This is a genomic window from Collinsella sp. AM38-1BH (assembly GCF_003467545.1).
Lineage (GTDB): Bacteria > Actinomycetota > Coriobacteriia > Coriobacteriales > Coriobacteriaceae > Collinsella.
On the sequence record NZ_QSHC01000011.1, the window covers coordinates 21,048 to 36,133 of the forward strand.

The window sequence follows — 15,086 nt, forward strand, 5'->3', positions numbered from 1 at the left end:
TCTGACCTGCGCGTTTACCGAAATAAGCTGGCATTAAGAAAAACGAGCACCTATATTGGTCTTGTCGAAAAGACAGCAAGTCCAAACGGCAGGGGATGCTCCGGAGGCCTCCGCAAACGGTGTCTTGCGCACGCAACTCTATGAAAAGAGGGAAGCAATGAAGATCGTAGGCGTTGCCGCCTGTACCGTGGGTATTGCCCACACGTATATGGCCCAGAAGGCGATTCAAGATGAATGCGCCGCCCGTGGCATCGAGTGCAAAGTCGAGGCTCAGGGTGGTCTGGGCATCGAGAACGAGCTGACGCAGGAAGACGTGGATTCCGCCGACCTGGTGCTCGAGTCCGTCGACGTGGGTGTCGAGAATGAGGACCGTTTTGAGCAGAAGATGGCCGAGGGCAAGTTCCTCAAGGTCGGTACCTCGGATGTAATCGCCGATCCGGTGAAGATCATTGACCAGGCCGTTGAGATCATCAAGGCGACGGGTGGCGCCGTTGACGCGCCCAAGGCCGAGGCCAAGGCAGAGAAGAAGGCCGTCTCCGCTGCCCCGCAGGCCCCGACACCGGCGTCCAAGCAGTCCATCTTTGCCGATCCTGGCAAGACGCTGCTCAATGCATTCAATACCGGCGTTTCCTATTTTATCCCCATCGTCGTTATCGGTGGCGTGTTCCTCGCCTTCTCGTTGGCATCCGGTACTGCCGGTGCTAGCGGCATGGAGGTCACCAACCCGTTGATGGTGAGCCTTAACACCATCGGCATGGCCGGCATCTCTATGATGATTCCGGTGCTTGCGGCATACATCGCTTACTCGATGGCCGGCAAGCCCGCACTTGCCCCTGGCTTCGTCCTGGGCTACTTGGTCAACAACGCCGTCGTCACCCCGAGCGGCAACAGTGTTTCGACTGGCTTCTTGGGTGCCATGATCATGGCTGTCATCTGCGGTTACTTTGTCCGCTGGATGAAGACCTGGAAGGTCAACAACACCATCCAGACCATCATGCCGATCCTGATCATCCCGATTCTGACCTCGCTCGTCCTTGGCATGGCATACATTTACATCCTGGCCACGCCGCTTGGCTTTGTGATGGATTGGCTCACCAGCGTGCTCGGTAGCCTGCAGGGCGGCTCCGCCGTCGTCCTGGGCCTGGTCATTGGTGTTATGACCGCCTTCGATATGGGTGGCCCCATCAACAAGACCGCTTCGACCTTTACCATGGCCATCATGGCCTCCGGCATCTACGGCCCCAACGGTATGTTCCGCGTCGCCGTCGCCATTCCCCCGATTGCTTGCGGCCTTGCTGCGCTCATCGCCAAGAACAAGTTCGATGACGCCGACCGTCAGATGGGCATCTCCGCACTGTTCATGGGCTGCATCGGTATTACCGAGGGCGCTATCCCCTTCGCGGTCAAGGACCTCGGTCACACCCTTCCCGGCATCTGCATCGGCTCTGCCGTGGGTGCGGCGCTCGCCGCCTTCCAGGGTATCGACTGCTACGTCCCGCACGGTGGCTTTATCGTCGCCCTTGCCACCAACAACGTCGCGCTGTTCTGCCTGGACATCGTGATTGGCTCCGTGGTCGCCGCTGCAATCCTGATTGCCATGAAGCCCACGCTCGATAAGCAGGCCAAGTAAACCTTTAAGGACTCCGGTTGTGCGGAGGGATGGATTTGACTCCGCACAACCGCCCCTACACAACAAAATCCATCCGTACTGATAGGGCCCGCATCTGGGTCCCAGGGAACTTTTGTCAAAAATCCTCTGGAGAAGGAGAACAAAATGTCCAACCTTACCATCCGCCAGGCCGTTCAGGGCATGCTCAAGCTGCAGGATAGCGGCGATCACGCAACCATGGTCGGCATTGGCCCCATGAGCCCCAACCTGATTCAGGCCGTGTTCGAGCTTGCCAAGGACGAGGATTTCCCGCCCATGTTTATCGCTAGCCGCAACCAGGTCGATATGGACGAGATGGGCGCCGGCTACGTCAACGGTTGGGACCAGACGCGCTTTGCCGCCGACATCAAGAAGGTTGCCGACGAGGTGGGTTACACCGGTCCGTACTACCTGTGCCGCGATCACGGCGGTCCGTGGCAGCGCGACGAGGAGCGTAACGCCCACCTGCCTGAGGACGAGGCCATGGAGCTCGCCCGCAAGTCCTTTGTCGCCGACATGGAGGCGGGCTTTGACCTGCTGATGGTCGATCCCACCAAGGACCCCTATCAGATCGGCAAGGTTATTCCGCTCGACGTGGTGCTTCGCCGTACGATCGATCTTATCGACTACCTTGAGCAATACCGTCGCGAGCATAACCTGCCCGAGGTTGCCTATGAGGTCGGTACCGAGGAGACCAATGGCGGCTTGACCTCTACCGATAAGTACGAGGAGTTCATTTCTCAGCTGCAGCCCGAGCTCGAGAAGCGCGGCTGCCCCATGCCCACCTTTATCGTCGGCCAGACCGGCACCCTTACCCGCTGGACGGAGCAGGTCGGTCACTACAACTTCAAGAACGCTCGCGAGCTTGCCGATATGGCCAAGCGCTACGGCGTGGGTCTGAAGGAGCACAACGCCGACTACCTGGATGACGCGACGCTGCTCGAGCATATCCCGGCACACGTGACCGCCTCCAACGTTGCTCCGCAGTATGGCACCGAGGAGACCCGCGCTTACCTCAAACTCTGCGCTACCGAGCAGATTCTGGTCGACAACGGCCTGTGCGACGATCCCTCCGACCTGTATCACACGCTGCTGGTCAAGGCTATCAAGACCGAGCGTTGGCGCAAGTGGATGACTGGCGACGACGTCAACCTGCAGGTTGACGACATCCTGGCTGACGACGAACTCAGCCTGAAGATTCTGGATGTCTCCGGCCACTACGCCTTTAACGATCCCGAGGTCAAGGAGCAGGTCGAGAAACTCTATCGCAACCTCGCTGCCCAGGACATCGACGGCAAGCGCTTTGTGATCGAGCACATCAAGCGCCCGATCAAGCAGTACGTCGTCGGTCTTAACCTCAAGGGCGTCACGAGCCGCATCGAGAAGGCTCTCTAAGTAGCTTTTCCTACACGACGCCGGGTCCGGGGCATGTCCCAGCTGCGGGCCCGGCACATAGGACAAAGGGACATCCCCTTTGTCCTATTTTTTGAGTTTTGGATTCCTTAGAAGGAGTTTGCACCATGAAGTTCTTTATCGATACCGCCAACCTTGACGAGATCGCCGAGGCCAAGAGCTGGGGCTGCCTGGCCGGTGTTACCACCAATCCGTCCCTGTATGCCAAGACCGGCGGTAAGCTCGCCGACTTTGAGCCCCATATGCTCAAGATTGCCGAGCTCTGCGAGGGTCTGCCCGTGTCTGCCGAGTCTACCGCCACCACGGCCGAGGGCATGATCGAGGAGGGCAAGCGCCTTGCCGCTCTGGCTCCCAACATCGTGGTTAAGCTTCCCGTGTGCGAGGCCGGCCTCGCCGCCTGCCGCGCGTTGGCCGATGCAGGCGTGCGCGTCAACATGACGCTTGTCTTCTCGCCGACGCAGGCCCTCATGGCCGCCAACGCCGGTGCCCGCTACATCAGCCCGTTTGTGGGACGCTTCGACGACATCGCCGAGGACGGTATCTCGCAGCTCGACAACGTTGTGACCTGCATCAAGAACTATGACTGGACTGGCAAGAACGTCGACGACACCGTCGAGATCATCACCGCATCTGTCCGCACGCCCAATCACGTGACCCAGGCGGCGCTGCTCGGTGCCGATATCGCGACCGTCCCCATGGTCGCTCTCAAGAAGTGCCTGCATCACCCGCTGACCGACCAGGGCCTCGCCTCTTTTGAGGCTGACTGGCAGAAGGTCGTCGCTCAGGCTTAACGAGTGGATTGCCCCGGCATCGCGTCATCCGGTGCCGGGGTTGTTCTCAAGAGAGGAATTCGTATGACCAACCAGGAGCTGGCGAAGGTCGCCAATGAGGTCAGGAAGGGTGTCGTGACTGCGGTGCACGCGGCCAAGTCGGGACATCCGGGTGGATCGCTCGGTGCTGCCGACATCATGACGTATCTGTACTTTGAGGAAATGAATATCGATCCTGCCGACCCTCACAAGGCCGATCGAGACCGCTTTGTGCTCTCCAAGGGTCACGCGGCGCCGGGCCTGTATTCGGTGTTGGCAAATCGCGGCTATTTTCCCGTCGAAGAGCTCGAGACGCTCCGCCATATTGGCAGCCGACTGCAGGGCCATCCCAACATGAACGACACCCCGGGTGTTGATATGTCCACCGGATCGCTCGGTCAGGGTATCTCCGCCGCGGTTGGAATGGCACTCGCCGCAAAGCACTGGGGTGACAGCTACCGCGTCTACACGCTGTTGGGCGACGGTGAGTGCGAGGAAGGCCAGGTGTGGGAGGCGGCAATGTTCGCCGGCAACCACGACCTGGATAACCTTGTCGCTATCGTCGATCACAATGGCCTGCAAATTGACGGCAGTATCGACGAAGTTAACTCGGCTATGCCGCTTGCCGACAAGTTCCGCGCCTTTAAGTGGCATGTGATCGAGCTAGCCGATGGCAATGACATGGCGCAGATTGAGGCGGCTTTCGCCGAGGCTCGCGAGGTGACCGGCGCGCCCGTCGCTATCATCGCCGAGACGGTGAAGGGCAAGGGCGTCTCCTTTATGGAAAACCAGGTGGGCTGGCACGGCAAGGCACCCAACGATGAACAGTTTGAGCAGGCCATGGCCGAGCTCGCAGCAGCAGGGGAGGAGCTCTAATGGCAGACGTCAAGAAAGTCGCCACGCGCGTTAGCTATGGCGAGGCACTTGTCGAGCTGGGCAATGAGCACGATGACTTTGTGGTTCTCGATGCCGACCTGGCCGCCGCCACGCAGACCGGTAAGTTTAAGGCTGCGCACCCTGAGCGCTTCTACGATGCCGGCATTGCCGAGAGCAACTTGATGGGGCTTGCCGCCGGCATTGCGACCACGGGTCGCGTCGCCTTTGCGAGCACCTTTGCCATGTTCGCCGCCGGTCGTGCGTATGAGCAAGTGCGTAACTCCATCGGCTATCCGCACCTCAACGTCAAAATTGGCGCTACGCATGCGGGCATCTCGGTCGGTGAAGACGGCGCTACGCATCAGTGCTGCGAGGATATCGCGCTCATGCGCACGATTCCGGGTATGACGGTGATCGTCCCCGCCGATGACATCGAGGCTCGCGCTTGCGTGCGCGCCGCCTATGAGTTTGAGGGACCGGTCTACATGCGCTTCGGCCGCCTGGCAACACCGGTTATCAACGACCGCGAGGACTATGAGTTCAAGATTGGTCGCGGCGTGGTCGTGCGCGAGGGGTCCGATGTGACCATCGTCGCTTGTGGCCTCATGGTCGCCGAGGCGCTTGAGGCTGCCGAGGCGCTCGCTGCCGATGGTATCGACGCCGAGGTCATCAACATGCATACGATCAAACCGCTCGATGAGCGCCTGGTGGTTGCCAGCGCCAAGAAGACTGGTCGCGTGGTCACCGCCGAGGAGCATTCGATTATCGGCGGTCTTGGCGAGGCCGTGGCCTCGGTGCTCGCGGAACAGCATCCGGTGCCGATGCGACGCGTCGGCGTGCGCGATGTATATGGCGAGTCCGGCCCTGCGGTCGATTTGCTGCACAAGTACGGTTTGGACGCCGACGGCATCGAAGCCGCGGTCAGGTCCGTGTTGTAAGGAAGGTTTTCCATGGGGTTTGTATCTGCCAACCAAGTGACGATTGGCTACGCCGCCGCCTCGCGCGAGGACGCGCTGCATTATCTGTCCGAGCAGGCTGTTGAGCTTGGTTTTGCCGATGACGCATCTGCTGTAGAGGCGGCTTTTATTGCTCGCGAAAACGAGGCCGAGACTGGCCTCGTCGCCGGTTTTGCCGTTCCGCATGCCAAAAGCGACGCGATTCATACGCCGGGCGTGGCCGTGCTCAAGCTGTCCGAGCCTGTTGAGTGGCCGAGCTTTGATGGCGTGCCCGTCGATGTGGCACTCGCGCTGTACGTGCCCGCCGGCGAAGCGGGAACCACGCACCTGCGTCTGCTCTCCAAGGCTGCCGTGATGCTGATGGATGCCGGCTTCCGTGACAAGGTGCGCACGAGCGCCGATCCCGCCGAGATCGCGGAGCTTATTAACGCCGGGCTCGAGGGCTAGGTGCAACCAGCCCGCTCAATCTATTGATCCTTCTCCAAGGAGCAGGGCCGCGACGCTATAGGCGTCGCGGCCCTGTTTGCGTTTCCCCAGATAAAACCTGCCAAAATAAACCTGTCCCTTTTTGGCAGGTTACGTCATAAAGTTTCTGTCTATGTAACGAAAGTACAATATGATATATACGTTATATACAAGTTTGTGACGTGCAGTAGATTTGCGGCAACCCAAGCCGATGAAGGGGTCGATATGATCAAGGCTGTCATTTTTGACATGGACGGAACGCTGGTCGATACCGAGCGTTTGGACATGAGGGCATGGAAGGTGGGCGCTGCCGAGCTGGGGATTGCGATTGATGATGCGTTGATCCATCAGTTTATCGGCCGTTCGAATGCCGATGTTAAGGACATCCTTGAGGCGCATTACGGCAAGGGCGAAACCGCCGACGCGATTTTTGCCCGCAACATTGAGCTACACAGCGAGATGGCCAAGACCGACCTGGAACTTAAGGCCGGCGCCGCCGAGTGCCTCGACGAGCTGCTGGCTGCGGGCTATCACGTGGGCCTTGCGACGTCGTCGCGCCGCGTTGCGGCCGAGCGCAACCTTAAATCGGTCGGCCTCTTTGACAAGTTTGAAACGGTGACCTTCGGCGAGGATGTCGCATATGGCAAGCCCGACCCCGCGATTTACCTGCTCGCTTGCGAGCGCGCGGGCTTTGCTCCCGAGGAATGCGCCGTGGTCGAGGATTCGCGCAACGGCTGCGTCTCGGGTATCACGGCCGGCTGCCATGTCTTTGCTGTGCCCGATATTGTGCCGCTGCCGCAGGACGTGGCGGATGGCTGCGAGGCCGTGCTCGACACGCTGTTCGATCTGACGGCGGCGGTCAAGGCCGTGCGCTAAAGGTATGCGCCGAGGTCGATGGCGGTGGCTTCGACGCAGCTGCTTGCCTGGGTGCTGGCGCGCTCGGCGATCTGGGCGCCGATGCCGTAGCTGTCGGCTGCGGTGTTCCATTCATTAGAGGGGTCGCGCTCGTCTCTCTAAAGATAAAGTCGGTTAGAGAGACAGCCTTAGGTAATCTAGCAGCGAATTCGTTATATCTCTCTAAAGGTCTCTCTAAAACAAAGTGCTTATCTCTCTAAAGTTAGAGAGATAAATCTATTGGTTTAGAGAGACGGAATGCCAATGCTGCCGGATAAAGGACTCATTGAAGTAATGGGTTCATCGACGAGCTGTAACCGCCGCTATCGGAAAAAGTAGGTGCGGCCGAGACGCCTCTCAAGTGCCTCTCGAAGTTAGAGGGGTGCTAGAGAGGCAGTTGTCTCGTGACATTTTCCCAGATAAAACCTGCCAAAATAAACCTGTCCCTTTTTGGCAGGTCTGCGGGTCAATGCCCATCAAACGAAGTTGCGGTGGAATAGTTCCTGTTTGGGCCCGATAGGCCGCAAAACAGGAACTATTCCACCGCAACTTATTTGGGATGCGCTATTGATTCATGTTGCCGTGGATGTAGGGGGTGACCTCGGGGGAGATGTGGCCGCAGCCTAGGTTGCGCAGGGCAGATTCGATGGCGGCGGGAAGCGGGGCCTTGCCCTCGTCGTTGACCGCGGTCCTGCCGAGGGCGGCGATCTTGGCGACGTCTGCCGGCGCGGCCTCGATATGCATGCAGCCGCCGATCAAGCGCGCGCGTACCTGTGCCAGATCAAGATCGTGCAGGTAATCCTCGCAGGCGCGGATTACATCGACCTTCTCGCGCGTAAGCTCCTCGCCCGTGGGGACGCGCGTGGCAAGACATGCTCCCGCCGGCAGGTTCCAAACGGGATAGCCCCAGGCGCGCAGCAGCTCGCGCTCTTCGTCCTTGGTAAAGCCGACCTCCATGAGGGGCGAGCGCACGCCGAGCTCCTGGGCGGCGCGCATGCCGGGGCGGTAGTCGCCGCGGTCGCTTGCGTTGCTGCCGTCGATGACGGTGGGAAAGCCGAGCGACTTGGCGTGGTTGACGATGGCGGTAAAGCCGGCGCGCTTGCAGTGGTAGCAGCGGTCGGCATCGTTGCAGGCTACTTGGGGGAGCCGCAGCTGATCGACCGAAAGATTGAGCACGGGGAGCTTAAAATGCGGCCCTTCATTGGCCTGCCCGTCAACGGACCGCTCAAACGAAGCCTGCTCGGGCGTGCCGATGAGCGGCGTGGTGAGGTGAACGAGAAGCGTGCTGGCGGGCATGATGCGGGCGCAGACCGCGGCCAAAAAGCTGCTGTCGACGCCACCGGAAAACCCGATAGCCACGCGCCCGTATGCCAAAAGCAGCTGTTCGAGCGCCGATAGCTTGTCTTGAAGCTCCTCTGCGGGTGCCGTGGTGTCTAAAATCATGAAACGATCCTTATCGTTGAGTACTCGGTCGAAAACTATAATCCTACCGAGCCACTTGTCATAAGACTTCTATCTATGTAACGAAAGTGCAATATGCTATATACGTTATATACAAGTTTACAAGTGCGGTAAAGTTGCGGGAGTACAGCAGCGCGAAGCGATGGGGGACCGATATGATCAAGGCTGTTATTTTTGATATGGACGGAACGCTGGTCGACACCGAGCGTTTGGGTATCAAGGCGTGGAAGGCGGGAGCGGCCGAGCTGGGATTCGCGATTGATGATGCGCTGATCCATCAGTTTATCGGTCGCACGCTGCCCGATGTCATGGGCATCCTTGAGGAGCATTACAACAGCAGCGAAACCGCTGAGGCGATCTATCGTCGTCACAAGGAGATTCGCGACGAGATGGTCAAGACCGACCTGGAGCTTAAGGCCGGCGCCGCCGAGTGCCTAGACGAGCTGCTGGCTGCGGGCTATCACGTGGGTCTAGCGACGTCGTCGCGCCTCGTTACGGCCGAGCGCAACCTTAAGATGGTCGGTCTTTTTGACAAGTTTGAAACGGTAACGTGTGGCGAGGACGTCGTGCACGGCAAGCCCGACCCCGAGATGTATCTGCTCGCCTGCGAGCGCGCGGGCTTTGCTCCCGAGGAATGTGCCGTGGTCGAGGATTCGCGCAACGGCTGCGTCTCGGGCATCACGGCCGGATGCCACGTCTTTGCCGTCCCCGATATCGTGCCGCTGCCGCAGGACGTGGTGGATGGCTGCGAGGCCGTGCTCGATACGCTGTTCGATCTGACGGCGGCGGTCAAGGCCGTGCGCTAGCGTTTGCACGCGAGTCGCCATGCCCCGCGCCCGATCCCGCAGGACGGTGACGGTAACGGCGCCTGCGTGGAGGCGCTGACGCAGTCAGCCCCTCTTATCACGCCAAGATTGCTGTTTTGGCCGATAAGAGGGGCATTGTGCTTTAAGCGACTGGGGCTGCGGCCTTGGTAAGGAGCTGGCGGAGGGTTATGACGCTACAAGTTACTCCAGGAGCCAGTCGATCACGTTGCGCTTGCGGACTCCTTCGTAGTTCGCGTCCGCAAACAGCGTGTCGAGCGTAAGAAGCGTCTTGGGGTAGTTGTCTCGGACTTTCTTAAAGGGGGCCAACTCTCGATTGAGGGTAGTTTCGTCGAGCGTTGTGGCTGAAACCTGAAAATAGGCTGTCTCGTCTGACTTTAGGGCAACAAAATCGATTTCCCCGCCGTCGATATCGCCCACGTAGACGTCGTATCCACGGCGTAGGAGCTCGAGATAAACAACATTTTCGAGGATATGACCGATATCGCTGCTTTGGGTTTTGACGAGAGCGCCTCTAAGTCCAAGGTCAACGGCGTAGTATTTGCCGTTTGTTGAAAGAAGCTGCCGACCGCGCACGTTATAGCGCGGAGCAAAGTACAGCACAAGGCTGTCTGTTAAGCCTTTGAGGTATTTGGCTACGGTTTTCTGGTCGGTTTTGTTGCCGTTGGACGAGAGCGTGTCGGAGATTTTTTTAATCGAGATCCGGTTTCCAATGCTATGGAGTAGGAACTTGGTGATATCGCGCAGGGTCGGGACGTCCGAGACCTTCAGGCGTTCGATAACGTCGCGTATGACGATGGTATCGTAGAGGCTCATAAGATAATCGCGCGCCTGGGGTCCCTGAATACCCGTCTCGGCGATAAAGGGAAAAGAGCCCCTGGTTATGTACTCGTCAAACAACTGCGCGGGAGCCTTTCCGTCATTGGTTTTTGCCGAGCAAAACTCTTTAAAGGATAGGGGCAGCATCTTGAGCTCTACGTAGCGGCCGGAGAGCAAAGTTGCCAGCTCGCTCGAGAGCAGATAAGCGTTGGAACCGGTTATGTAGAGGTCGACATTGTCCTTGATAAAAAGACTGTCGACGGCTTTTTCGAAATGCTCGACGTGCTGTATCTCGTCCAGAAAAACGTAGTTCATCTTATCGGGGACGAGTCTGGCGGAAATGTAGTCGTAGAGCGCTCTATACGACGTAAGCGACTCGAACTCCAGGTCTTCAAAGTTGAGGGATATAACCTGGTCGCCTGTGATTCCATGATCGCGCAGGTAGCTGCGGTAGATTTCGAATAGCTTTGATTTGCCGGACCTTCGCACGCCCGAAACGACCTTGATGACGTGTGAGTCTTTCCACGAAATGAGCCAGTCGAGGTACTGTTTGCGATCAATCAGATTCATGAAACCCCTTTCTTGGCGAGAAAAAACTGGAGCAAAATCAATACTTATAGGAAATATCTAAAAATATGGAATTGATTCTATTTTAACAAAAAAGGTAATGAAAAATGGATTACATTCCATAAATATCCGTAGCCGCAGATCCGGCTAAACGGGGAGGGAACATGGGGCCAGCAAAACGCCGCAGCGGGACTGTTCCCGTTGCGGCGTTTTTTTGTTACAGGTAGGCGCCCAGGTTGATGTCGGTTATTGGGGCCGCGGATGGGCCCGTCGGGTGCTGCTCGGCCTTTTGGGTGCTCACACGCTCGAGCAAGAAGGGGCGTACGAGCTCCTGACGGTTAATGTCCTCGGTGGCCGTGATTGTGGTGACGGTACGCGCGGCGGAGCCGATGCGGACTCGTTTGGTCTTGGCGGCAGGTTTATCCTCGATTTGTTCCATGAGCAGCTGCACGCCCTTGCGGCCGATCTCGTAGCCCGGTGGTGCTACCGTGGTGAGGGGGACCGATCCGCTCCAGGCAAGTGGGTTGCCATCGCAGCCGGCAACAAGAATCTGGCCGGGGACGGAAATGCCCTTGTCGGTCAGCGCCGAGATAACGCCCGAGGCTAATACGTCGGTCAGGCCGATGACAAAATCGGGGCGCTCGTCCGCGGGGCGCTCGGCGATTTGGGCACCGATGCCGTAGCCGTCGGCAGCGGTATTCCATTCGCCGGCGTCGATGACTTCGATCTTGATATCGGGGTGCAGGGCAAGGGCCTTGTGAATGCCAAGCACGCGTAGGGTGAGCTGCATAAATGCTGCTCTGCCCACGACGGTGATATGGCGCGCGCCACGGGCAACGGCGAGTTCGGCGATGATGCGACCTTGGGCTTCGTTATCGGCAGCCACGTAGTGGCCGGGCTCGGAACAGTGGATGTCCAGATGGACGATCGGCACGGGCATTTTAGTCATGGCCGGGTGCCAGTCGGGGGATGCCATGGGCTGAACCATGACGCCGGACATCTGAGTGCCCATAAAGTAGCGCAGGTAATGGTCTTCGAGAATGTCGTCGTTGTCGGCGTTGGCGATGAGCAAGTCATAGCCGTGCTTGCGTGCCTCGTTGTGGGCACCGCTGGCAATCTGGAGCGAAAAGCCGTGATCAAGACGGGGGAGGACCAGGCCAAAGGACTTGGTGGTGCCGCCGGCCAGCTGGCGAGCGCTTTGGTTGGGCAGGTAGCCCAAGCGATTGATGGTCTCGTTGATGAGTTTGAGGGTCTCGGGGCGCAGCTTTTCGGGGTGGTTGAGCGCGTTGGAAACCGTGCCCAGCGAAACCCCGGCCTCGCGCGCGACGTCGCTGATTTTTACCTTTGCCATAGCGGCCCCTTTGATGCGTTTCAAGTACAAGCCAGATTGTAGCATCCCAAACCTACCAAAAAGGGACAGGTTTATTTTGGCAGGTTTTATCTGGGGAAACGCCGTTGCCAGCGCGGCCACCACAAAGGTTCCTGTCCCCATTGTGGCGGTTTGGACCGGCTGGGCATGTGTGCATCGGGTGGTATCTAAGTTGAGATACCACTTCTGGTATATCAGCTTGCGCTTGCGTGAGTACAATACTCGAACGTTATACGTCTCAGCGCCCCCTGTGCGTGGACGTCTTGCAGTCACGCGAACGAAGGGATTTATCCTATGTGCGGAATTGTCGGCTACACCGGCTCTGATATTGCAAAGAACATCCTGGTCACGGGTCTTAAGCGTATGGAGTATCGCGGTTATGACTCCTCGGGCGTCGCGCTCGAGGTGGGTGAGGGCGCCGCGGCGCACCTCGACGTCATCCGCCGCGTGGGCAAGGTCGCGGGCTTGGAGAGCGAGCTTTCCAACATCGACAGCGACGCTACCTGCGGTATCGGCCACACCCGTTGGGCCACCCACGGCAAGCCCTCCGTCGTTAACGCCCATCCCCACACCAGCTGCGACGGTCGTATCGCCATCGTCCACAACGGCATCATCGAGAACTTCGCCGAGCTGCGCGAAGAGCTGGAGGGCCGTGGTCACCACTTTAAGAGCGAGACCGATACCGAGGTCTTCGCGCATCTGATCGAAGAGGCTTATGCCGAGACGCACGACCTGATGGCCTCCGTGCGCGAGGCTTGCACCCACGTGGTCGGTGCCTATGGTCTGGCCGCCGTGTGCGCTGACGAGCCCGGCGTGATCGCCGTGGCCCGCAAGGATTCCCCGATCGTAGTCGGCGTGGGCGAAACCGGCTCCTATGTTGCTTCCGATGTCATCGCGCTCATCGACGCCACCCGCGATGTCGTGGTGCTCGAGGACGGTCAGTTTGCCAAGCTCACGCCCGCGGGCGTCGAGTACACCGACGAGGCCGGCAACGTCATCGAGCCCAAGGTCACCCACATCGACTGGGACCTGGACATGGCCGAAAAGGGCGGTTATCCCGACTTTATGCTCAAGGAAATCCACGAGCAGCCGCGCGTCGTGCGCGACACGCTGGTCGGTCGTATGACGCCGGTCGGCGAGCTCGACATCGACGAGCTTGGCCTTTCGCTCGAGGAACTCAACGACATCGACCGCGTCTACGTGATCGCTTGCGGAACCAGCTATCACGCTGGCCTCATTGCCAAGAATCTCATTGAGGGCTGGGCTCGCATCCCCACCGAGGTGGAGGCGGCCAGCGAGTTCCGCTATCGCAATCCCATCATTACGCCGACGACGCTTGTCGTTGCCGTGTCCCAGTCGGGCGAGACGGCCGATACCCTTGCCGCCATTCGCGACGCGCGCATCAAGGGTGCCAAGGTCTTCGGCATCACCAACGTGGTGGGCAGCCCCGTGGCGCGTGAGAGCGACGGCGTCATCTACACCAAGGCCAACAAGGAGATCGCGGTCGCCTCGACCAAGAGCTTCATCGGCCAGGTCGTGAGCCTTACGCTTTTGGCCCTGCTGCTGGCGCAGGTCAAGTACCGCTTGACCACCAAGCAGGCGCGCATGCTGTTCCGCGAGCTTTCCGATACGGCCGAGCAGATCCAGTGGATTTTGGATACCCAGACCGAGGCCGTTCATGAGGCCGCCCTGCTGTGCAAGGACGCGCAGTCCGCACTGTTCGTGGGTCGCGGCATGGGTGCCGCTATTTCCTACGAGGGCGCGCTCAAGCTCAAAGAGGTCAGCTACCTGCACGCCGAGGCCTACGCCGCCGGCGAGATGAAGCACGGTCCCATCGCACTGGTCGATCCGGGCTTCCCTGTCATCGCCGTGGCCACCAAGAGTGCCACCTACGACAAGACCGTGTCGAACCTTATGGAGTGCAAGGCGCGCGGCGCCAAGGTCATCGTCGTTGCCACTGAGGGCGACGAGGAGATCAACAAGATCGCCGACTGCATCATCCGCGTGCCAGCAGTCCGCGACGTGTTCAGCCCCATCACGGCGAGCGTCCCGCTGCAGCTGCTCGCCCGCGAGGTGGCCATCCTGCGCGGTTGCGACGTTGACCAGCCCCGCAACCTGGCGAAAAGCGTCACGGTCGAATAATCGAGTTCCGTCGTTCTAACAACTAAGGCCCGGCTCCGCATCAAAGACGGAGCCGGGCCTTGTTGCATTTGCCCAGATAAAACCTGCCAAAATAAACCTGTCCCTTTTTGGCAGGTTAGCGGAGCTTGCTGGTCTCGAAGTAGTCGGGGAACTGGTCCAGAACCTCGGTTTGGTTGCGGAACATCATGTGCAGGTGCTTGCTGACCAAAAAGCTCGCTTCGATGGGGTCGCGACCGGCGATAGCGCGGCGAATCTGCTTGTGCTCGTTCACGATGTCCTGATTGTCGAGAACCTGCGTGGCGGCGCGCAGCCAGCGGAAGCGCTCCAGGTCGGCATTGGTCTCCTCGAGCCACGACCACACAGTGCTGCGGCATGCGATGCTAAAAATCATGTGATGCATGAGGTTGTCGCTCAAAAAGAAGCCGATGCGATCCTCTTCGGCCATGGCCTTTTCCTGCAGCGCGATGGCGCGGTCGAGCTGCTCGATGCCAGCCGACGTGGCGCGCGCGCAGCACTCCACGATCACCTGCTTTTCCAGATGCTCGCGGATGTAACAGGCACTCTCGGCAAGGGTGAGGTTGATGGGCGAGACGTAGGTACCGCTCTGGGGCACGGTGCGCACCAGGCCTTCCTGCGCCAAGCGAACCAAAGCCTCGCGCACGGGCGTGCGACCCATATCCAGGTCGTCGCAAAGTTGCTTGACGCCCAGCTTTTCGCCCGGCTTGTAGTCCAGGTAGACGATTTTGCGTCGAATGGTGTGGTAGGACTGGTCCTGTAGGCTCGTTTCCTGCTCGCCGACGTGCATCGATTCTTCCATAGCGCCTCGCAACTGTTCTATCAAAC

The 15,086-nt window shown here is 59.2% G+C and carries 13 protein-coding genes; 9 read left to right on the plus strand and 4 right to left on the minus strand.

Annotated elements, in window-relative coordinates; all coding sequences use genetic code 11:
• Positions 1-157: 157 nt before the first annotated feature.
• The 7 genes from DW870_RS05920 (at position 158) to DW870_RS05950 (ending at position 7,043) form a co-directional block, all read left to right on the plus strand.
• Positions 158-1,630, plus strand: coding sequence for a PTS fructose transporter subunit IIC (locus tag DW870_RS05920; protein WP_117877175.1), 1,473 nt, complete (start codon positions 158-160; stop codon positions 1,628-1,630).
• 144 nt (positions 1,631-1,774) lie between these two features.
• Positions 1,775-3,043 (plus strand): class II D-tagatose-bisphosphate aldolase non-catalytic subunit, encoded by a 1,269-nt coding sequence (locus DW870_RS05925; RefSeq protein WP_055251764.1) that lies wholly within the window; start codon positions 1,775-1,777, stop codon positions 3,041-3,043.
• A 125-nt stretch (positions 3,044-3,168) separates the two neighbouring features.
• Complete coding sequence (gene fsa, locus DW870_RS05930) at positions 3,169-3,852, plus strand: fructose-6-phosphate aldolase (RefSeq protein WP_117877177.1); 684 nt, start codon at positions 3,169-3,171, stop codon at positions 3,850-3,852.
• Between the two features lie 63 nt (positions 3,853-3,915).
• Positions 3,916-4,746 (plus strand): transketolase, encoded by an 831-nt coding sequence (locus DW870_RS05935; RefSeq protein WP_117790458.1) that lies wholly within the window; start codon positions 3,916-3,918, stop codon positions 4,744-4,746.
• Positions 4,746-5,684 carry a transketolase family protein gene (locus DW870_RS05940; protein ID WP_117790459.1) on the plus strand — a complete coding sequence of 313 codons (939 nt, stop codon included), beginning with the start codon at positions 4,746-4,748 and terminating at the stop codon, positions 5,682-5,684. The genes DW870_RS05935 and DW870_RS05940 overlap by 1 nt, the downstream gene beginning before the upstream one ends.
• A 12-nt stretch (positions 5,685-5,696) precedes the next feature.
• The gene (locus DW870_RS05945; RefSeq protein WP_117790460.1) at positions 5,697-6,149 is read left to right on the plus strand and encodes a PTS sugar transporter subunit IIA; all 453 of its coding nucleotides are present in this window, start codon (positions 5,697-5,699) and stop codon (positions 6,147-6,149) included.
• A 243-nt stretch (positions 6,150-6,392) separates the two neighbouring features.
• Positions 6,393-7,043, plus strand: a complete 651-nt coding sequence (locus tag DW870_RS05950; protein ID WP_117877179.1) for an HAD family phosphatase — start codon at positions 6,393-6,395, stop codon at positions 7,041-7,043.
• 582 nt (positions 7,044-7,625) lie between these two features.
• On the opposite strand, the gene DW870_RS05955 is transcribed toward DW870_RS05950, so the two are convergent.
• Positions 7,626-8,504, minus strand: coding sequence for an ATP-dependent sacrificial sulfur transferase LarE (locus DW870_RS05955; protein WP_117877181.1), 879 nt, complete (start codon positions 8,502-8,504; stop codon positions 7,626-7,628).
• A gap of 173 nt (positions 8,505-8,677) precedes the next feature.
• Here DW870_RS05955 and DW870_RS05960 point away from each other — a divergent pair, with 173 nt between their 5' ends.
• The gene (locus DW870_RS05960; RefSeq protein WP_117877183.1) at positions 8,678-9,328 is read left to right on the plus strand and encodes an HAD family phosphatase; all 651 of its coding nucleotides are present in this window, start codon (positions 8,678-8,680) and stop codon (positions 9,326-9,328) included.
• Between the two features lie 201 nt (positions 9,329-9,529).
• Here DW870_RS05960 and DW870_RS05965 read toward each other — a convergent pair whose 3' ends face one another.
• Positions 9,530-10,735 carry an ATP-binding protein gene (locus DW870_RS05965; RefSeq protein ID WP_117759248.1) on the minus strand — a complete coding sequence of 402 codons (1,206 nt, stop codon included), beginning with the start codon at positions 10,733-10,735 and terminating at the stop codon, positions 9,530-9,532.
• A 214-nt stretch (positions 10,736-10,949) separates the two neighbouring features.
• Entirely contained in the window at positions 10,950-12,083 is a 1,134-nt protein-coding gene (locus DW870_RS05970; RefSeq protein WP_233539753.1) for a LacI family DNA-binding transcriptional regulator, read from the minus strand.
• Between the two features lie 312 nt (positions 12,084-12,395).
• On the opposite strand from DW870_RS05970, the gene glmS reads away from it, so the two are divergent.
• Complete coding sequence (glmS, locus tag DW870_RS05975) at positions 12,396-14,243, plus strand: glutamine--fructose-6-phosphate transaminase (isomerizing) (RefSeq protein WP_117877186.1); 1,848 nt, start codon at positions 12,396-12,398, stop codon at positions 14,241-14,243.
• 115 nt (positions 14,244-14,358) lie between these two features.
• On the opposite strand, the gene DW870_RS05980 is transcribed toward glmS, so the two are convergent.
• Entirely contained in the window at positions 14,359-15,060 is a 702-nt protein-coding gene (locus tag DW870_RS05980) for a GntR family transcriptional regulator (protein ID WP_117877188.1), read from the minus strand.
• Positions 15,061-15,086 lie beyond the last annotated feature (26 nt).